At 70.2% G+C, this 19558-nt stretch carries 12 protein-coding genes and 4 tRNA genes; 6 read left to right on the top strand and 10 right to left on the bottom strand.

The annotated features are described in order from the left end of the window. Nucleotides 1–21 precede the first annotated feature (21 nt). The gene (locus tag EXU32_RS14055; RefSeq protein ID WP_130630463.1) at nucleotides 22–1668 is read left to right on the top strand and encodes a glycosyltransferase family 4 protein; all 1647 of its coding nucleotides are present in this window, start codon (nucleotides 22–24) and stop codon (nucleotides 1666–1668) included. Between the two features lie 52 nt (nucleotides 1669–1720). Here the strand turns inward: EXU32_RS14055 and EXU32_RS14050 are convergent, their stop codons facing one another. Together EXU32_RS14050 and EXU32_RS14045 are read right to left on the bottom strand one after the other, a co-directional pair. Continuing rightward, nucleotides 1721–4162, bottom strand: coding sequence for a glycosyltransferase family 2 protein (locus tag EXU32_RS14050; RefSeq protein WP_130630462.1), 2442 nt, complete (start codon nucleotides 4160–4162; stop codon nucleotides 1721–1723). Beyond that, entirely contained in the window at nucleotides 4162–4542 is a 381-nt protein-coding gene (locus tag EXU32_RS14045; RefSeq protein ID WP_130630461.1) for a hypothetical protein, read from the bottom strand. Before EXU32_RS14045 ends, EXU32_RS14050 begins: the two co-directional genes overlap by 1 nt. A 194-nt stretch (nucleotides 4543–4736) precedes the next feature. Here EXU32_RS14045 and wecB point away from each other — a divergent pair, with 194 nt between their 5' ends. The 3 genes from wecB (at nucleotide 4737) to EXU32_RS14030 (ending at nucleotide 9728) form a co-directional block, all read left to right on the top strand. Beyond that, nucleotides 4737–5834: a non-hydrolyzing UDP-N-acetylglucosamine 2-epimerase gene (wecB, locus tag EXU32_RS14040; RefSeq protein WP_130630460.1), complete on the top strand. Its 1098-nt coding sequence runs from the start codon at nucleotides 4737–4739 to the stop codon at nucleotides 5832–5834. Beyond that, entirely contained in the window at nucleotides 5831–7954 is a 2124-nt protein-coding gene (locus EXU32_RS14035; protein WP_165399687.1) for an acyltransferase family protein, read from the top strand. The genes wecB and EXU32_RS14035 overlap by 4 nt, the downstream gene beginning before the upstream one ends. A 244-nt stretch (nucleotides 7955–8198) precedes the next feature. Then, a complete protein-coding gene (locus EXU32_RS14030; RefSeq protein WP_165399686.1) occupies nucleotides 8199–9728 on the top strand; it encodes a glycosyltransferase family A protein in 1530 nt (509 codons plus the stop codon). Between the two features lie 39 nt (nucleotides 9729–9767). On the opposite strand, the gene EXU32_RS14025 is transcribed toward EXU32_RS14030, so the two are convergent. From EXU32_RS14025 to EXU32_RS14000, 6 genes are all read right to left on the bottom strand, one after another. After that, the gene (locus EXU32_RS14025; protein WP_130630457.1) at nucleotides 9768–11972 is read right to left on the bottom strand and encodes a glycosyltransferase; all 2205 of its coding nucleotides are present in this window, start codon (nucleotides 11970–11972) and stop codon (nucleotides 9768–9770) included. A gap of 167 nt (nucleotides 11973–12139) precedes the next feature. Then, nucleotides 12140–12213 (bottom strand) — tRNA-Phe (locus tag EXU32_RS14020). A gap of 26 nt (nucleotides 12214–12239) precedes the next feature. Further along, a tRNA-Asp gene (locus tag EXU32_RS14015) sits at nucleotides 12240–12313 on the bottom strand. A gap of 40 nt (nucleotides 12314–12353) precedes the next feature. Continuing rightward, a tRNA-Glu gene (locus EXU32_RS14010) sits at nucleotides 12354–12426 on the bottom strand. A gap of 398 nt (nucleotides 12427–12824) precedes the next feature. Beyond that, nucleotides 12825–13883, bottom strand: coding sequence for a PHP domain-containing protein (locus EXU32_RS14005; protein WP_130630456.1), 1059 nt, complete (start codon nucleotides 13881–13883; stop codon nucleotides 12825–12827). Nucleotides 13884–13887: 4 nt separating this feature from the next. Then, the gene (locus tag EXU32_RS14000; protein WP_242612798.1) at nucleotides 13888–15324 is read right to left on the bottom strand and encodes a GuaB1 family IMP dehydrogenase-related protein; all 1437 of its coding nucleotides are present in this window, start codon (nucleotides 15322–15324) and stop codon (nucleotides 13888–13890) included. 41 nt (nucleotides 15325–15365) lie between these two features. Here EXU32_RS14000 and EXU32_RS13995 point away from each other — a divergent pair, with 41 nt between their 5' ends. Continuing rightward, complete coding sequence (locus EXU32_RS13995; RefSeq protein ID WP_130630455.1) at nucleotides 15366–16622, top strand: DUF445 domain-containing protein; 1257 nt, start codon at nucleotides 15366–15368, stop codon at nucleotides 16620–16622. 146 nt (nucleotides 16623–16768) lie between these two features. Here the strand turns inward: EXU32_RS13995 and EXU32_RS13990 are convergent, their stop codons facing one another. Both EXU32_RS13990 and EXU32_RS13985 read right to left on the bottom strand, forming a co-directional pair. Continuing rightward, nucleotides 16769–17884, bottom strand: coding sequence for an acyltransferase family protein (locus EXU32_RS13990; protein WP_130630454.1), 1116 nt, complete (start codon nucleotides 17882–17884; stop codon nucleotides 16769–16771). A 78-nt stretch (nucleotides 17885–17962) separates the two neighbouring features. After that, nucleotides 17963–19219: an NAD(P)/FAD-dependent oxidoreductase gene (locus tag EXU32_RS13985; RefSeq protein ID WP_130630453.1), complete on the bottom strand. Its 1257-nt coding sequence runs from the start codon at nucleotides 19217–19219 to the stop codon at nucleotides 17963–17965. Between the two features lie 148 nt (nucleotides 19220–19367). Between EXU32_RS13985 and EXU32_RS13980 the strand changes: the two genes are divergently transcribed. Beyond that, a tRNA-Lys gene (locus tag EXU32_RS13980) sits at nucleotides 19368–19440 on the top strand. Nucleotides 19441–19558 lie beyond the last annotated feature (118 nt).

Below are 19558 nucleotides of genomic sequence, written 5' to 3'. Positions count from 1 at the left end.
GCGCGAGGGTAGTCTCAGCGCGTGGCTGATCTGAGACGTCTGCGTGACCGACTGGTTCGACGGCTGGGGCGAGGTGGCACCACCTCCGGACCTGTTGCCCCTGGTGACGAGGAGGCGATGGCCCGACTGGCCGAGCTCACCTCGGCAGGCCGCCACGAGGAGGCTCTGGCCCTGGCGCACGAGGAGTACCAGCGCACGGCGCGCCAGAGCGACCCGGACAAGGCGCTCCTGCGGCAGATCCAGATGAGCGCATCCAAGGCCGGCAACCTGAGCCTGCACATCAAGACCCTGCGGCGCCGCATCGAGGTCGCACCCCACGACACCGGGCTGCCCAAGTACCTGCGTGCGGCCGAGGGACGATGGAACGAGTCCGAGCCGGGGTGGCTGCCGACGATCGACCCCGCCATCCTGGCTGACCTGCCCGAGCCCGCTCCCCGTGACCGATCCCGGACGCGAGTGCTGCACCTGCTGAAGATCGGTATGCCGCAGCGGCAAAGCGGTTACTCGATGCGCAGCATGTACACCCTGACGGGCCAGGTCGACGCCGGGCTGGACCCGGTGGCCGTGACCGCGCTGGACTTCCCTCGGAGCATCGGCGTCGAGGAGGTCCCAGACGAGGAGGTCGTCGCACGAGTGCGCTACCGGCACCTGCTGCGCGACAGCATCCCCGACAAGGAGCCGTGGGACGAGTACCTGACCGCCTATGCCACCGCGCTTGCTCCGGTGGTCGCTCAGGAGTCGCCCGATCTCATCCACGTCCACTCGGGCCACCGCGGGACCGAGGCAGCACTCGTTGCGATCTCCGTCGGCCGAGCCCTCGGCATCCCCGTCGTGTACGAGGTTCGCGGATTCTTCGAGGCCCTGTGGACCAAGGACACTGACTGGGCCGAGCGCTCCGAGGTCTACGAGCGTCGTCGGGCCGCCGAGGCCCACTGCCTGCGCGAGGCGGCTGCTGTCGTCACCCTGAGCGAGTCCATGAAGGACGACATCGTGGCCCGCGACGTCGACCCGGATCACGTCCACGTGGTGCCCAACGGTGTGGACCCGGAGGCCTTTGTCCCTGTCGCCCGGGACCAAGAGCTCGCCGGTCGGCTCGGCCTGCGCGACCGCTTCGTCTTCGGGTACGTGTCCAACCTCGATCATCGTCGGGAGGGCCAGGAGCTGCTCATCGACGCGGCGCTCGAGCTGCGGCGTCGAGGAGTGGATGCCACCGCACTCATCGTCGGGGACGGTTCGCGCCGGGAGGTGCTGGAGGCCCATGCCGTCGAGCGCGAGGCCGGCGACGCCGTCCACTTCACAGGTCGCATCCCGCACGACCAGGTCTCGCAGTACTACGCCCAGCTGGACGTCTTCGTCATCCCGCGCATCAACGAGCGCGCGGCCCGCCTCGTGACCCCCCTCAAGCCCTTCGAAGCGATGGCCCTGGGGCTCCCCCTGGTGGTCTCGGACCTGCCGGCGCTGCAGGAGATCACCGGCAACGGTGACCGTGGACTGACCTTCACCACCGGTGATGCGTCATCGCTGGCTGACGTGCTGGAGGGCCTGGCGGCCTCACCGACCGATCGCCAGGAGCTTGCCGACAAGGGGCGCCGGTGGGTGCTCGGGCACCGCACGTGGGCGCACAACGATGACCGCTACGCGCGGATCTACGCCGAGGTCCTCGGGTAGGGGCGACTCCGCTGAGGACACCGGACGCCCAGGTCACTGGCCCTGAGGTCGGTCAGGCGGTGGGCTCGCCCGGGCTGGTCCGTAGCCGCTCGAGCGTGCGTCCCCACTCCGACTGGCGGAGGTTCGCGGAGGTTGCTGCCGTCGGCGTGTGCCCGAGCAGCTCCTCCAGCGCGACGCGCACTCCCTTCGGCTGTACGTACCGGACGGGGCCTGTCAGCCCGCTGACGGCGGCGTCCTCGTGGAGCACGCAGGGCAGGCCGGCGGCCAGGGCCTCGAGGGCAGCGAGCTCGGCCTCGTCGTCCCACCGACCGAGGTAGACCCACGCATCGAGGTGCGAGAGGAACTCGCGGACCGTCATGCCGGTGCCCGCGAGCGAGAGCCATGACGGCTCCGGCTGCTGGCGTCCCAGCACCCGGGTGGGCACGGTCAGGGGGGACAGGGTGTGGAGCTCGACGGGCACGCTCGAGCGACCTCCAGGGAGCGTGATCAACTCGGGCGAGGCGCTGCGGAGGTCAGATGCCTGCTTGGGCCAGCGTCGGGGGTGGTCGTCGAGGTGGTGGCCCATGACCACCGTCGAGTCAGCGGTGTGCGCCCGGCGATGGTCATGGGCCACCACTGACCAGCGGACACCGGACACGACCGGAAGGTCCGACCGGCACCACCGCTCGTCCGGGACGGCGCGGCGGACCGCAGATGGTCCGTCGGGCGTGACGTGGCGTCGCTGGGGCCCGCCCCAGATGGGCAGCACGCCGAAGAGCTCCTCGCACCGGCGGTCGACCGTGGCGACGCTCCAGGACTCGGGGTCCGTCTCGTCGGCCACGACGAGGACGGCGCCGGTGCGCAGCTGCGCCTCGTCGAGGTGGAGGACGCTGTCGGGGCTCGTGACGACGAGCAGGTCGGTCACTTCCTCTTCGTGCGCGTTGGTCAGGCCGAGACGCCCGAGGCGCACCTCGGTCGAGAGCAGCGGCGTCAGGACCGACCGGGGGACCCGGAGTGCGCGCGTGGACTCGGCGTGGGCCACCGCGGTGCGCAGCCCGGCATCGCTCGACGTGCGGGCCACGCCCAACGAGCGCAGCACGCCCTGGCCCATGGGCCGGAAGTCCCCGAGCACGACGACGTCCCACGGCTGGACCGCACTGTTCTTGGACCGGTCCGGCTCCCACGAGGAGCGAGGCAGGGGGAAGGGTCGCCGGCCGCTCCGGGTCGGCAGGACGGCGCTCATCCGACCGTCCGCGGCCTGTTGGTGCCACTCGGAGAAGCTGTCGCGGTAGGCCAGCCGGTCCCACCGGATCCACCCGGGGACGGAGTCGTTGCGCGAGAGGGAGCCCGCGCGCAGCTGGGTGATGGCCAGCGGCGCGGGGTGCTTGAGATCGCGAACGCTCCCGGGCCGCACCGCGTCGAGGCGCAGGGGCAGCTCGACATCCCCCGTCTTGCGCGTCCCGTCGAAGTCGCCGACGAGGTCGATGACCGCCGCTCGGTCGAAGAGCAGGGAGCTGGCGTTGAGACGAGACGCCTCGTATCCCACGTAGGTCATGGTGACGTCCGGGAAGGAGCGCAGGGTCCACGTCCGGTTGGCCAGGGCCTGCTTGGAGCCGAGGAGGTGGCGCACCTGGTGCTCCACGCGGCGGGGGTGCGTCCAGTCGTCGCTGTCCTGGAAGGTCATCCAGCGCCCCTCGGCGATGGCCAGGGCGATGTTGCGCGCTTCGTAGGTCCCACCGTTGGTGGGGGCGCGGACCAGACGGACGCGGGGGTCCATGGCCGCGGCCTCCTCGAGCAGGTGCTCGGATCCCGGCGGGGAGGCATCATCGATGAGGAGGAGCTCGATGTTGTGCCAGGTCTGGGCGAGAACGCTGCGCACGGCGGTCAGCAGGTCCCGATCCGGGCGGTAGGCCGACATGACGACGCTGACGAGGTCGCCGTCGACCCGGTCGGAGACGGGAGCATCCAGTCGCTGGTAGAGGGTGTCGCCCGGCTCGCCGGGCAGCAGCCGGATGGGTTCGAGATCGTCGGCGGTGTGGATCTCGTTGAAGACCGCGAGCCAGCGTTCCTCCGCCGCACGCAAGCCGTCCGGGTCCGGGGCGCCGGTCGCGCCAGGGCCGCCGGCGGTCCGGTGGGGGTTGAGCAGGTCAGATCGCAGCATCCACCGGTCGATCAGGGGAAGCGGTGCGGCGTCGTTGTCGACCAGTGCCTGGAGGTCGACGTCGCGACCAGCCCGCAGCAGCAGGTGCCCCCAGATGGCCAGTGCGGTGTCCGGTACGGCCTCCACACCGACCTCGCTGACCGCCCTGTCCAGGATCTCGAGACCACGCGCGTGCGAGTCCGACGCGCCGCCCAGCGCCGTGACCCACCCGAGCGCCGCCGTCTCCCCGGCGGCCTGCAGGACCTCCCGGATCAGCGGGCTGCGGGTCCGGATGCCGAGCCGGGTGTACCCGCGGACCGCTCGCTCGTCGAGGCCGGAAGCGAGCTGCGTGACGAGCTTGTCCCACGGGTCCATCAGGACGTGGGCCCGCCCGCGTCGGTCCGGCGCTCCTCGCGGAGCGCGTCGAGCAGCTCGACCCGTGTGCGTTCGGTGCCGGCGACCAGTCGGGCGCTGAGGGCGTCGACCCGTCGCTCGAGGTCGTCCATCCGGTCGGCCCTGGGCTGATTCTCGGCCCTGGGCTGATTCGTGCCGGGTGCCGGGAGTCGGGTGCTTCCAGTCCCGGCCAGGCTGGGGACGATGATCAGGAGGACGAGCCCCACGACGACCAGTGGCCACCATGCGGGGATGGCGGCGAGCGCCGTCAGGACGCCAAGGACGACCTGGACGGCGAAAATCTTGGAGGTGGCCGCCCGGCGCATGGCCCGGCGGATGGCGGTGCTCAGTCTCGCGATCATCCGGCTGTGCGACTCCTGTCATGGCGCGGGTCGGGGTCCCGCTGAGGTGGCGCCGTCATCCTAACCGCGACTCGACACCGGTGCGGGAGGACGCCGGGGGCGCCGGAGCCGCGGTGCTGTCGGGAATTCGGTGCCATTCATGGGAGACTGATCGGCGGTTCCGCGACCCTACGTTCCACTGAGGCAGGAGAAGCATGGCTCTCGTCCTTCACGTCACCGGTGCACGCCCCAACTTCCCGAAGGCGGCCCCCGTCCTCGAGGGTTTGACCGCATACGACGTCGAGCAACTGCTGGTCCACACCGGGCAGCACTACGACGACAAGATGTCGGACATCTTCTTCCGCCAGCTCGGGATCCCGAAGCCGGACGTCAACCTCGGAGTCGGTTCCGGCGCCCACGGCGCCCAGACCGCGAAGGTCATGGAGGCGCTCGAGCAGCTCTTCACCGACCGGCGCCCCGACCTGGTCGTCGTCTACGGCGATGTGAACTCCACCGTCGCGGCCGCCCTCGTCGCGTCCAAGATGGGCATCACCTTTGCCCACGTCGAGGCAGGGCTACGGTCCTTCGACATGACGATGCCGGAGGAGATCAACCGTCTCGTCACCGATCGACTGTCCGACCTGCTGCTGACCACGAGCGTCGACGCGATCGCCCACCTGGGCAACGAGGGCACGGACCCCGACAAGATCCACTTCGTCGGCAACCCGATGATCGACACGCTGCTGAAGAACAAGGACCGATTCGACTCCGCCGCAGCTCGCGAGGAGGTCGGCCTCGAGGGCGACTACATCGTCGCGACCCTGCACCGCCCGGGCAATGTCGACGACCCCGACGATGTTGCGGAGCTGGTCGCCGCGATGCACGCCGTCGCCGACCAGGCGCAGGTCGTCATCCCGCTCCACCCGCGCGGCCGGGCCCGCCTCGAGGAGGCCGGGTTCCTCGATCACCCGAAGATGCGCGTCATCGACCCCCTCGGTTATCTCGAGTTCATGGGGCTGGTCCGGGGCGCGTCCGCGGTCGTGACCGACTCCGGTGGCGTCCAGGAGGAGACGACGATCCTCGGCGTCCCGTGCCTCACGCTGCGTCCCAACACGGAGCGCCCGGTGACCATCACCCACGGCACCAACCAGCTCGTCACCCGCGAGTCGCTGCCAGAGCGCGTCAGAGAGGTCCTCGCCACAGGTCCTCTGACCGAGTGGGACACCCCGCCCCTGTGGGACGGGCACGCCGGTGAACGCATCGCCAGGATCCTCGCCCGATCCGTGGGGGTCGCGCGACGAGGCGAGGGGTGACCGGGGGACCGGGGGGCACGCTCGCGCAGCAGGACGCCAAGGAGACCGCGACGGGAGCCCAGCACGGCGCGAAGGGCAAGAAGGTCCTTCGCGGAGACATCGAGGGTCTGCGGGCGGTCGCCGTGGGCACCGTCCTGCTCTACCACGTCGGCATCCCGTTCATGCCCGGCGGATTCGTCGGCGTCGACATCTTCTTCGTCATCTCCGGATTCCTCATCACCTCTTTGCTGCTCCGCGAGGCGACCAAGAGCGGCCGCATCTCCATCGCGGACTTCTACGCCCGGAGGGCGCGACGCCTGCTGCCGGCGGCATCCGTCGTCCTGATCTTCACGGCGGTCGTCGGGTGGTTCGTCCTTCCGGGGCAGGACCGGTCCAACCTCGGAACCGATGTCATCGCCGCGACCTTCTACGTCATCAACTGGGCATTGGCCTACCGATCCGTCGACTACCTGGCCGAGGACGCGGCGCCCTCCGCGCTGCAGCACTACTGGTCGCTGTCGGTGGAGGAGCAGTTCTACGTCGTCTGGCCGCTGATCATCATCCTCGGGCTCGTGCTCGCGCGACGGACCCGCCTGCGACCCAAGCCCCTCCTGTTCGGGATCCTGACGCTCATCGCCGGGGCCTCCTTCATCTACTCCGTCGTGCACACGAAGTCCGACCCGGCCACGGCCTACTTCTACTCGACGACGCGCATCTGGGAACTGGCGATCGGCGCCCTGCTGGCCTTCCTCGTCGTGCGGCTGACCACGCTGCCCCGGGTGTTGGCCGAGGTCATCGCCGGACTCGGTCTGGCGCTCATCGTCTGGTCGGCCCTCTTCCTTGACGCCACGACGCCGTGGCCCGGCTCCTGGGCACTCGCCCCGACGGTCGGTGCAGCACTGGTCATCGCCGCGGGCTGCGCCTCCCAGGGCACCGTCGCCGCGCGACTGCTCAGCCTTCGCCCGCTGGTGTGGATCGGTGGCATCTCCTACGCCATCTACCTGTGGCACTGGCCGCTGATCATCCTCACCAAGGCCGCCTACCCCGAGGTGCGCATCAGGTACCTCATCGTGGTCGGCCTCGTCGCGATCGTCCTCGCGTGGTTGACGAAGCACCTCGTCGAGGACCCGATCCGGTTCCACCCGCAGTTGAGCGCCAAGGCCTCTCGCGGTCTGCTCTTCGGGCTGGTCTCGATGCTCGTCACGGCGATGCTCGGCGGGCTCGTGTACATCAGCGTGCCCCGGCTCGATGCCAGTGCCCCGGTGAAGGGGGCGACCGACCTCATCATCGACCCCGGCTCGGACGACTGGAAGATCAAGCAGGGCGAGGCGCTCGCGGACGTCCTGCCGAACTCCGGCACAACGGTCCCCGATCCAGCGGTTGCCGCCGAGGACGTTCCGGCGTACTACGCGGATGACTGCCAGGTCCTGGCCGGCGACAGCCAGGTGGACACCAGTTGCGTGTACGGGGCGAAGGACGGCAGCAAGACCGTTGCGATGCTGGGCGACTCGAAGATGGGGCAGTGGTTCCCGGCGGTCACCGCCATCGCGGACCAGGAGGACTGGCGGGTCGAGCTCTACCTCAAGTCTGCCTGCGCCTTCAGCTACGCCGCCAAGGAGCCCGACTGCGCGCAGTTCGCGAAGAATGTGATCAAGCGCTACCAGGAGGCCGGGGCGCCCGACATCGCATTGATCTCCCACGGAGCACCGAAGTCGGACGAGCTACAGGCTGGCTCCGAGAAGGCCGTCGAGGATCTGAAGGCACTCGGCACTCAGGTCGTCTACGTCGCGGACTCACCGCGACCGGCGATGCCTGAGGTCTACACCTGCGTCGAGGAGAATCCTGACGACTTCTCCGCCTGCGGTTCTCCATCCAAGGGAAGAGGCCGCGAAGGTGTGGGTACCCCAAACATCGAGAAGGCCGCGGAGGCTACGGACACTCCTCTCATCGACCTCAACGAGTGGATCTGCCCTCCGGGCGAGACCTGTCCGCCGGTCATCTCGGACACACTCGTCTACCGGCAGGGAAGCCATCTCACGGCGAGCTATGTCCGTAGCCTGACCCCGATGCTCTACCGCTCGTTGGCGAAGCTGGACCTGACGGAAGCCAACTCGTCCGACATCGCGGCGGCGACGCCCTGATCTCCACGTCCACGACAGGAACCCCACGATGAGTGAGCACAGCGCCAGCACAGCGGGCGACCGCGGAAGGCGCGCGGTCCGTGCCGTGCGTAGCCGGCTGCGCGGGATGGTCGAGTCTGCACAGGGCAGTCCGGCGACGGCTCAACCTCGTCCGGCGCCTCCCGGGCCCACGCTGGGTGCGCGCACGGTCCTCGGCGGCGGTTCCGCCGAGTGGCTTCGGGCCGATGTGCTGGCCTCCGGACGCGTGAGGACTGGCTTCGCGGGGCAGTGGTTGCTGACGACCAGCGACCCGGACGTCGTGCTCGTGGAGGTGGATGCGCGATCCACGGAGACCGTCGAGGCTCCCTTCGCCCGTCAGCGCGAGGCCGTGCTCGGGTCGACGGTCCCCGTCATCGTGTGGGTCACGGCGAGCAGCGCGGTCGCGACCGGTGCGGCGGCGGTGACCCGACTCCTGCAGGGAGTCACGGCTGCGACGCACGTCCTCGTCGATGACCCCACCGTCGTGGATGAGTGGACGAGGGCGCTCGGTCGCGAGGTCCAGCACCTGGGACCCGCCGTGGACCCTGCACTCCACTCGGTGGCACTCACCGGTTCCACCCTGGCCCGTCAGCGGCGGCTGGCGCTCGTGGGTGAGCCCCAGTTCGACCGGGCCCGCCTCGACCGGATCAGCCCCGACCTCGTGAGCGTCCTGGGCTCTGGGAAGATCCCCGCGGAGCCCCGTGGCGACCGTCTGGACCTGGGCAACAACCGGACGGTGGCCTTCCTCGCCGACGAGCCGCTCACCCCGTGGTACGCGCTCGAGGCGGCCAGCGCGGGCGCCTCGCTGCTGGCGACCGACGAGGTGGCCGCGCGTTGGCCGGAGTCCTTGGCCGCGCACGCCTACCGCGTCGGTGATGACAGTCAGCTCCAGCAGCACGCCATCGCCCAGATGTGGCAGGACGAGCTCGTCGACCGCACCACGCTCGCGGCCGCCCGCGAGGTCCGGTCCGAGCACACCTTCGCCCGCCGGGCCAGTGATCTCGAGGCGCTCGTCGGTCGCGCCCGTCCCGGCCGCACCGGTCCGGGCGGGGCGCGCGGAGTGAGCGCGGTGATCTCGACCAATCGGGCCCACGAGCTCGACACGGTGGCGGACAACATGGCCCGTCAGACGTTGTTGCGTGAGGGGCACGTCCAGGTGGTCCTCGTCCTGCACGGGTTGGATGTTCAGACGGCCGAGGTGGCCGCTCGCTTCCGGGACCGGGGCATCGACAACCTGGAGATCCGTCACGCCGACTCCGAGCTCACGCTCGGAGCGTGTCTCAACCTGGGGATCGACGCCAGTGATGGGGCGCACATCGCCAAGATCGACGATGACAACTTCTACGGCAGGTACTACCTGAGCGACCTCGTCGACGCGATCGGCTACTCGGGCGCCGGGATCGTCGGCAAGTGGGCGCACTACATGTGGTTGCGCAGCACCGGCGCTGTGATTCTCCGCTTCCCCAAGAGCGAGCACAGCTACGAGCGGCTCGTCCAAGGAGGATCAATCCTCATGCGCGGTGATGTGGCGCGCGAGCTGCGCTTCTCCGACCTGCCGCGAAGGGTGGACACCACCCTGCTCGATCGGGCGAAGGAAGCCGGGGTGCGCACCTACTCCGCGGATCGCTTCAACTACGTGAGCATCCGTGGCCGCGACCCGCAGGCACACACGTGGAAGCTCGAGGACACGGCCTTCATGAACCGCTCAGGCCAGGTGGTCTTCTACGGCGACCCGCGCGAGCACGTCGAGATCTGAGTGCTTCTCGGGCCTGGGCCGCGACAGGACTCCCCTTGGTCAGCTCGAGGAAGCCTGGGCAACCCCGGCCGGCACCGTGTGGGGAGAGCCGAGCAGACGTTCGTAGGCCGCGTCGGCGATCGAGGTGACCTTGCGCCAGTCCCGCTCGGCGAGGACCCAGTCGCGCGCCTGACGTCCCATCCTTTCGCGTAGCTCTGGGTCGTCGAGGTAGCGGGTCAGCTGTCGCGCGAAGTCGTCGGCGTCGCCCTTGGTGAAGACGAGTCCACGGACGTCGGCCTCGACGATCTCGGCGAGGGCCGCCACGGAGCTGGAGATGCATGCCTTGCCCATCGCCATGGCCTCGAAGGGCTTGATGGGGCTGATCAGCTCGCAGACCGGGAGAGGAAGGCGGGGGAAGGGCGTGATCTGGAAGATCGAGAGGTAGCGTGCCACCTCCTCGTGAGGAACCCGACCGGTGAACGTCACCACGTCGAGGACGCCGAGATCGCGGGCCATGCGGCGTAGCTTGCGCTCGTAGGCACCGTCGCCGACGAGGATCACTGCGAAGTCGTCACGCGTCTGCTTCAGCTGGGCCACGGCGTTGAGCAGCAGGTCCAGCCCTTCGTAGTCGACCAGGGACCCGGCGTAGCCGATGACCGTCTTGCCGCGGATGCCGAGCTCGTCGATGAGCGCCTGGTCAGGCTCTCGGGGGAGGAACTGATCGGCGTGGACACCGTTGGGCAGGACGACGATGCGGTCGGCGGGTCCTCCGCGGCGGATCATCTCCTCGCGCAACGCCTCGGTGATGACGAAGGTCAGGTCGGCGTTCTGCACGATGTGCAGCTCCAGCCCTGTCATGTAGCGATGTGCATCGGTCTCGCTGAAACCGGGGTTGCGCGAGACCTTCATCAGGTCCTCCAGACCGCGCATCTCGTAGACGAAGGGGATGCCCAGTCGGCGGGCGGCGCGCAAGCCGGCCAGCCCGTTGTTCTGGAAGCTGCTCGCCTGGATGAGGCTGGCACGGTGCTCGCGGGCCACCGACTCCACCCGGGTGGCGAAGCGCTCGATGTAGGAGGCCATCGGAGTCGTGAGGTACTCCCTCTCCCGGGGCTCCAGGAGGCGTCGGTAGGTCAGGCCATCGACGACGTCGTGGTCCTCGACCTCGCGAGGGTCGTTCTTCTTCCAGAAGTCATACGGGAAACCGAGACGGGTCACCGCGAGGATGTGCCAGTCCATGGACTGAAGGCTGGTGAGGATCCCGTGGCCGCGGGTGGCGTACCCGCCCGAGCGGTAGGGGAGGGACTGCGCGAGAACAGCCAAGATCGCCTTGGGGTCGGGCTCGTAGACGCGCTCCGAGACAGGGTCCTTCGGCCATCCCGTACGCGCGATCTGGGTCTGTTCTGCGGCACGGGCGTGGGTGCGACGAGCCGAGGCACTACCGGACCTCTCGATGGTCCGAGCCGCGACGGCCTGTGCCGTGTCGAGCCACCCGGCCCGGGCGGCGAGGTCCGCGATGCTTGCGGCGATCTTGTCGGGGACGATCGCCAGCGACTCGGCGTCGTGGTGGAGCCACAGCTGCCGCAACTCGTCCCACCCCTGATTGTCCCGAAGGATGCGCGCCGCGACAAGCAAGCTCTCCCCGCCCCGCAGCCCGACCTCGAGGGCCTGGGCGCGCAGCGCAGCTGGGTCGTCGGCGCTACGGATCTCGGTCTCAGCGCTGATCTGCTCGAGACGATCGACGCTGTGGTCGCAGGTCCAGGTGGCCGCGTTGGCGACGAAGGCATCCGTCTGCGCGATGTCGTCCGAGCGGAAGGCCCTCAGCAGACGCTCGGCGTCCTTCGTCAGGGTGGGCTGCACGGTGGCGGCGAGGGTGTTGGCCCGACGGATGAGGGCCTCGTGGCCGTTGCGCTGCGCGATCCACATCGCAAAGCCCAGGGCCTCGGCATCTGGGTGCTGATGCAGTGCCGCGGTCGCCTCGTGGATGGCGGCCTCCGTCGCCCCGAGCTCATGGTGGAAGCAGGCCTTGAAGGCGTGACCGGTCGGGCCCAGGTCAGCATCGGACATCGTGCCGAGAAGCACGAGTCCCTCCTCGGCTCGACCGCCAAGGTGCACGAAGAGCCGAGCCTGCGTGACGATCGCTCGGCGACCAACCTTGCCGCCCTGATGAGGCAGCGCTGCGATTCTTTCGAGGTTGACCCGGCGGGCGGTGGCACGTGCGGCGCGCCTGGCCTGCCTCTTGGCAGCGGACACGGTGATCGGGCTCACTGAAGAATCCTTGTCGTCGGGGCGTCACGGCGATCGCGGGGCTCGGCAAGGCGAACCCGCTCGACGGCCAATCTTCGCACGCGCGCCACGTCCGGGCCGGATGGCCCGCACGTGGAACAACAGACGAAAGCCGCGGGTCGCTGACCTCGCTACCCGCGGCTTGTTCGTGGCCAGGGGCGGGGTCGAACCGCCGACCTTCCGATTTTCAGTCGGACGCTCGTACCAACTGAGCTACCTGGCCGAGCCGGTCCGAACTGGACCAGCGAGCGACCCTGACGGGACTCGAACCCGCGACCTCCGCCGTGACAGGGCGGCGCGCTAACCAACTGCGCTACAGGGCCTTGATGGTGCAAGGCACATTCATTTGTCGTGCTTCGTGCGTATCCCCAACGGGATTCGAACCCGTGCTACCGCCGTGAAAGGGCGGGGTCCTAGGCCGCTAGACGATGGGGACCCGTCTTCGAGAACCCCTCGCCACGCAGCAGGCAGCACCCGAATCCGTCGAGGACTCGGAAAGCATACGAGACATCTCGCCGAACGCCAAAACGCCGCTTTGACTCATGGTGAACGCCCGCATGGGAGGGGTTGTTGACTCATCCGAGGATGCCCGCGGGGTCAGCGGATGGGGCTGACGGCGGCGGCGCCCAAGGCGATCACACAGAGCTGGTTGGACCGGTGGGCCACAGCGACCCGAGCGGAGAAGTCCACGATCCTGGACGCGGTGTGCAGGGCGACGTCGTCGCGGTCAAGCCCTCGGGGAGCGCCTGGTCCTCTTCGGAAGCTCTCTTCCTCGGAGGCTCCGGCGGCGGCCAGCCGGCCCACCCGCGCGCGATCAGCCGGTCCCTCGGCGACCTAGCGCTGGTCTTCTGATCCGACCCACTCGACAAGTCGCTCGACCTCCCAGGTCGTGACGATGCGCTCCAGGGGCACCCCGAGGCGCTCGGCGCGCTCGGCGCCGTAGGCCTTCATCTCCAGCTGACCGGGGGCGTGCGCGTCGGAGTCGACGGCGAAGAGGCAGCCGATGTCCAGCGCCAGCTCGATGAGCTCGTCGGGCGGGTCGCAGCGCTCGGGTCGGGAGTTGATCTCCACGGCGACGTCGTGCTCGGCGCAGGCCTCGAAGACCGCTCGGGCGTCGAAGTCGCTCTGTGGCCGGGTGCCGCGCCCGCCGGTCACGAGGCGCCCGGTGCAGTGGCCCAGGACGTTGACCCGGGGGTTGCTGACCGCGGCGACCATCCGCCGCGTCATCGGGCCCTTGGCCATCTTCAGCTTCGAGTGCACCGAGGCGGTGACCAGGTCGAGTCGGCCGAGCATCTCGGGGGTCTGGTCGAGCGCGCCGTCGTCGAGGATGTCGACCTCGATCCCGGAGAGCACCGTGATGGCGTCACCGAGCGAGGCGTTGATCCGCTCCAGGAGCTCCAGCTGCTGGGCCAGGCGCTGCGCCGTCAGGCCGTTGGCGATCCGCAGGCGGGGGGAGTGGTCGGTGAGGACCATCCACTCGTGGCCGAGCTCGACGGCAGTGAGGACCATCTCCTCGATCGGGCTGCCGCCGTCCGACCAGTCGGAGTGCAGGTGGCAGTCGCCGATGATCGCCTCGGTGTACGCCTCGCTGCCCTCGACGAGGGGCCCGCCGTGCTCGTCCTGCTGGGTCGCGAGGTAGTCGGGCAGCTCGCCGCGCACGGCCTGCTCGATGACGCCGGCGGTGGACTTGCCGATGCCCGTGAGGTCGGTGATCGTGCCGGCCTTGACCCGCTGCGCGACCTCCCCTTCGTCCAGGCCGCGCAGGACCTGGGCTGCGCCGCGGAAGGCCTCCACCCGCCGGCTGTGCTGCCGGGAGCGCTCGAGGAGGAAGCCGACGCGGCGCAGGGCCTCGACCGGGTCGACGGGGGCCTGCAGCGGCTCGAGGGACCTCACGACGTCACCAGGAGGTGTGCAGCGGTCGGCCCTCGGCGAAGCCGGCCGTGGACTGCAGGCTGACGAGGGCGCGCTCGTGGAACTCCTCGAGCGAGGTGGCGCCGGCGTAGGTGCACGAGCTGCGCACGCCGCCGATGATCTCGTCGATGACGTCCTCGACGCCCGGGCCGGCCGGGTCGACGTACATCCGCGAGTTGGAGATGCCCTCTTCGAAGAGCGCCTTGCGCGCCCGGTCGAAGGGGGAGTCCGCCGCCGTGCGGCTCTGCACCGCGCGTGCGGAGGCCATCCCGAAGGACTCCTTGTACCTGCGCCCGTCGGAGTCGGTGACGAGGTCACCGGGCGACTCGAAGGTCCCGGCGAACCATGACCCGATCATCACGTTGCTGGCGCCGGCCGCGAGCGCGAGCGCGACGTCGCGGGGGTGGCGGACCCCGCCGTCGGCCCACACGTGCTTGCCGAGCTCGCGCGCCGCCGCGGCGCACTCGAGGACCGCCGAGAGCTGGGGGCGGCCGACGGCGGTCATCATCCGCGTCGTGCACATCGCGCCGGGCCCGACCCCGACCTTGACGATGTCGGCGCCGGCCTCGATCAGCTCGCGGGTGCCAGCCGCCGAGACGATGTTGCCGGCGACGACCGGCACCTGCGGGTCGAGCGCCCGCACGGCGGCGAGGGCGTCGAGCATCTTGGTCTGGTGGCCGTGGGCGGTGTCGACGACGAGGACGTCGGCGCCCGCCTCGAGCAGCGCCGCGGCCTTGCCGCCCACGTCGCCGTTGATCCCGACCGCTGCGGCGATGCGCAGCCGTCCCTGCCCGTCGACGGCGGGGGTGTACATGCTGGCGCGGACCGCTCCCTTCGTCGTCTGGATGCCGACGAGGCGGCCGTCCGCATCGACCACGGGAGCCACCCTGCGGCGGGCGCGGTGCAGCTCCTCGAAGGCCGTGCGCGGGTCCGCGTCCGCCGAGATCGTCATCGGGTCGGGGGACATGACATCCCGGACCTGGGTGAAGCGATCGACCTGCTCGAGGTCGCGCTCGGTGACCACGCCGACCGGTCGGCCGTCCTCGACGACGACCCCGGCGCCGTGGGCCCGCTTGTTGATCAGGGCGAGGGCTTCGCCGGCCGTGGTGCTCGGCTCCAGGGTGATCGGGGTGTCGTGGACCAGGTCGCGCGCCTTGACGAAGGCGATCACCTCCGCGACGACCTCGACCGGGATGTCCTGCGGGATGACCGTCAGGCCCCCACGGCGGGCGGTCGTCTCGGCCATCCGACGACCGGCGATCGCGGTCATGTTGGCGACGACGAGCGGGATCGTCGTCCCGGTCCCGTCGTTCGTCGTCAGGTCGACCCCGTGGCGGCTGGCCACGTCACTGCGGCGCGGCACCATGAAGACGTCGTCGTAGGTCAGGTCGAACTGGGGCATCAGGCCGTTGAGGAAGTCCACGATGGCGATTCTAGGCCGCGCCATGGGGGAGGATCTGGAGCGTGAGCTTCTTGCAAGAGACCCCTGCCGACGAGCGGCGCCGTGCCGGGCTGCGGCGGATGCGCACCCTGGCGACGGGCCTGCTCGTGCTGGCCGCGATCGTCTACGTCGTCACCCTCCGCCTCGACCACTCGGGCGTGTGGGGCTTCGTCAACACGGCTGCCGAGGCCGCGATGGTCGGTGCACTCGCGGACTGGTTCGCCGTCACCGCGATCTTCCGCCACCCGCTCGGGATCCCGGTGCCGCACACGGCGCTGGTCAAGAAGCGCAAGGACGAGCTGGGGCGCAGCCTGCAGGAGTTCGTCGCGGACAACTTCCTCACCGAGGAGATCGCCCGCGACCGCCTGGCGACGGCGCACGTCGCCGAGCGTCTCGGCGCCTGGCTGTCGGCGCCGGCCAACCGGCAGCGCGTCCTCACCGAGGCCACCCGCGGTGCCACCCGGGCGTTGGAGCGGGTCGAGGACGAGGACGTCCACGACTTCCTCAGTCAGCTGCTGCTCCCGCGGTTGTCGCAGGAGCCGATCAGCCCCATCGCCGGCTCGCTCCTCGAGGGCGTGGTCGAAGGGGGCAGCCACAAGGGCATCGTCGACCTCGGCATCGACGAGATCCGGCGGTGGCTCGAGGACAACCCCGACCTCTTCAAGCAGGTCGTCGGGGACAAGGCGCCGTGGTGGACCCCCGAGTGGGTCGACGACAAGGTCATCGACTGGACCTACCGGCAGGCGCTGACCTGGCTCGGCGAGATGCGCAGCGACGCGCACCACCCGGCCCGCACCGCCCTCGACGACCTGCTGACCCGGCTGGCCCGGGACCTGCAGCACGACCCCGAGGTCATGGCCAGCGCCGAGGCGCTCAAGGAGCGCCTGCTCGCCCACCCGCAGGTGCCGACGAGCGCGGTCGCCGTGTGGCAGTCGCTGCGGACCTCTCTCATGGGGGCGATGGCCGACCGCGAGTCCTACTTCTGGCGGCGCGGCGAGGAGCTGCTCACCCACCTGGGCGAGCACCTCGAGCACGACGAGGTCTGGCAGCAGCGGCTCGAGACGCACCTGGGCGAGATCGTCGCCTTCTTCGTCAACACCTACGGCGACGAGCTCGCCGAGGTCATCTCGGTGACCGTCGAGCGGTGGGACGCCGACGAGGCGAGCGAGCGGATCGAGCTCTTCGTCGGACGCGACCTGCAGTTCATCCGGATCAACGGCACCGTCGTCGGCGCGCTCGCGGGTCTGGCGATCCACACGGTGAGCGTGCTGATCTCCTGAGGCTGAGGCACGGGCAGGGGCACAGGCAGAGGCACACAGACCTGAGGCAGGTCACGTCATGCAGCATTTTCGCGATCAAGGTGCATGACGTGACCTGCCTCAGGTGGTTGGGGCCTCGGGAGGGGCGGGTCGCCTCGGCCCAGATGTCAGCGGTGCGCTGCGAAGGCCGCGCGGTGGTCGACGTGCTCACGCACGTGCACCGGCAGGTCGGCAGGGTGCAGGTCCCCGCTCGGGCGTGCGGGCAGCGAAGGGAGCGGCAGTCGCATCGCCGGCCGCTCGACGAGCCGCCAAGAGGCGATGGCCAGCGGCAGGACGCAGGCGAAGGAGACGACCGCGAAGACCGGGGCGGGGACGAGCGCCCCGAGGCCGGCCATGCCGAGCAGCTGCTGCACCGGCCAGCCGTAGACGTAGAGGCCGTAGGAGTGGTCCTCCTTGGCCGCGATCGAGGTCTTCCACGTGGCGCCGATGTGCAGCAGCGCGTAGGCGACGGGGATCGGGCCGAGCACGTTGAGCAGCTGCTCGGAGGTCACGGCGAGCGAGATGACGGCGGCGACGGCGAGAGCGGCCACGGGGGTCGTCGTGCGCAGCCGGTCGCGCAGGGCGTGGGCGAGGACACCGGCCGCGAAGAAGGGGAAGAGGCGCAGCGCGCTCGTCAGCATGTGGGCCGGCCCGGAGAGCTCACCGACGGCCACGGCGATGACGGGCAGGACGATGACCACCGCGGCGGCGGACACCGCGAGGTGGCGGCGCACCCAGCCGATGCCGAGAGCAGCGCCGCAGAGCAGGTACGCGGCGAACTCGTACATGAGCGTCCAGAGCGAGCCGTTCCACATCCCGGGGTTGGGGGCGCCGGACAGCGTGGCGCCGATCGACGGGTGGGTCATCACGAGCGTCGCGTTGTCGACGACGTAGGACAGCGACTGGGCGGGATCCCACCCGCCGCCGCCGATGACTGCGCCGATCGGCGCGAAGACGAAGCCGGTCATGAGCAGCACACCCCAGAAGCCGGGGAAGATCCGGCGGGCGCGCCGTGCGAGGTAGGGCCGGAAGTCGCTCCGCATCCTGCTGCCGGCGATGAGGAACCCGGAGAGGGCGAAGAAGCCCGCCACCCCGATGGTCCCGAGCCGCTCCCAGGCGCTCGCGCCGTAGCCGCCGAGCGGCCAGGCGTGGGCGAGGATGACGGCCGCCGCGAGCCCCAGGCGCACGGCATTGAGCGAGTTGTCGCGTCCGGACAGGGCGGTGCCGAGGCTGGGTGAGGACATCCCTTCGACCGTAACGGAATGATAACGGCGGGGCACGTCGAGGGAGGGTGCGCCGGGTCACCCTCCCCGTCGGTCGGGTCAGCGCAGCGGGTCGAAGGGGGTCAGCTCGGGGGCGGGTCGGCCCGTCACGATCGACTGGGCGAGGAGCCGGCCGGTGGCCGGCCCGAGGGTCATGCCCCACATGCCGTGACCTCCGGCGACGTGCACGCGACGCGAGCTCGTCGCCCCGATGAGCGGCAGCCCGTCGGAGGTGCAGGGTCGCGAGCCGACCCACTCGTCCTGGCGGTCGTCGAGGTCGACGCCGGTGACGTAGGGGCGGGTCGCGTCGACGATGGCCTCGATGCGGCGTGGGTCGAGCGCAGCCTCGGGCGCGCGGAACTCCATCATCCCGGCCACCCGCAGGCGGTCGCCGAGCGGTGTGCAGGCCACCCGCTGGGTGGGGAGGTAGACGGGGCCCTTGGGCTCGTGGTCGATCGGCACGCTGAAGCTGTAGCCGCGCCCTGCCTGGACGTGCATGCGCACGCCGAAGGGCCGCACGAGGGCGTCCAGCCAGGTGCCCGTGGCGACGACGACGCTGTCGAAGGACCGGGTGCCGTCCTGGTGGAGGGCCAGGCGCACCCCCTTCGCCTCGTCGGTGATGCCGGTGACGCGGGCACCCTCGTGGATCGTGCCGCCGCGGGCCCGCACGGAGTCGGCGAGGGAGGCGACGAACTCGCCGGGGTGCACGTAGCGCTGACCGAGCAGGCGGATCCCGGCGCCGATGCGGTCGGAGAAGGTCGGCTCGGCGGCGCGGACCTCGTCACCGGTGAGGACCTCGAAGCCGACCTCCTGACCGGAGTCGGCGATGTGCTCGAGCTCGGTCAGCAGGAACTCGGTCTCGGCCCGCGTCTCGTAGCCCGCGACGAACGAACGGGCTTTGTGCGCAGGGGAGCTCACGCCACCGGCGGCCAGGTCGTCGAAGGCGGGGAGGGCGTGCCCGTTGATCGGCACGAGCGCGCGCATCGAGCGGCTCCAGCGACGCATCGTGCTGTTGCGGGTGAAGGCCGCGAGGAAGCGCAGCAGCCGCGGGTCGCCGGTCACCGGGACGTAGACGGGCGACGCGGGGGAGATGACGGCCTTGATCCCGTAGGAGAGGACGGCGGGGTCAGGAAGGGGGGTGGAGATCCCGGGAGTGATCCAGCCGGCGTTGCCCCAGGACGAGCCGGCGGCGACGCCGTCCCGGTCGAAGACCTCGACCTCGACCCCCTGCTCCTGCAGGAACCACGCGGTCGACAGTCCGACCATGCCGGCGCCGATGACGGCGACCTTCGGGGGGGGGGGGGTGGGGGTGCTCATGGCGTCCTCTCGCGATCTGGCCGCAGGGTCTCCGCGGCAACCAGCCCACTGTGCCCCACGTCACAGGGTGGTGGCAAAGAGGGTCGAGCCGCGCGGGTGGCGCGGCCGTGCGAGCAGCGACGAAGGGGGCGATTACGCTGTCCTCGCCGGGCCTCTAGCTCAATGGTCAGAGCTGCGGACTTTTAATCCGTAGGTTGTGGGTTCGAGTCCCACGGGGCCCACCGACTGATCTGCGCGAACCCTGCAACGCCATCGTCCCCATCACCCGTGCCAACCGGGAACCGGGTGCACGAGGACCCGAGTCCGGTCCCCGTGGAATGGGTTGGACGGTTCTTCCCT

The organism is Janibacter limosus (genome assembly GCF_004295485.1).
Classification (GTDB): domain Bacteria; phylum Actinomycetota; class Actinomycetes; order Actinomycetales; family Dermatophilaceae; genus Janibacter; species Janibacter limosus_A.
The sequence above is the reverse complement of the archived record's forward strand: the minus strand, read 5'-3'. Positions and strand labels throughout refer to the sequence as shown.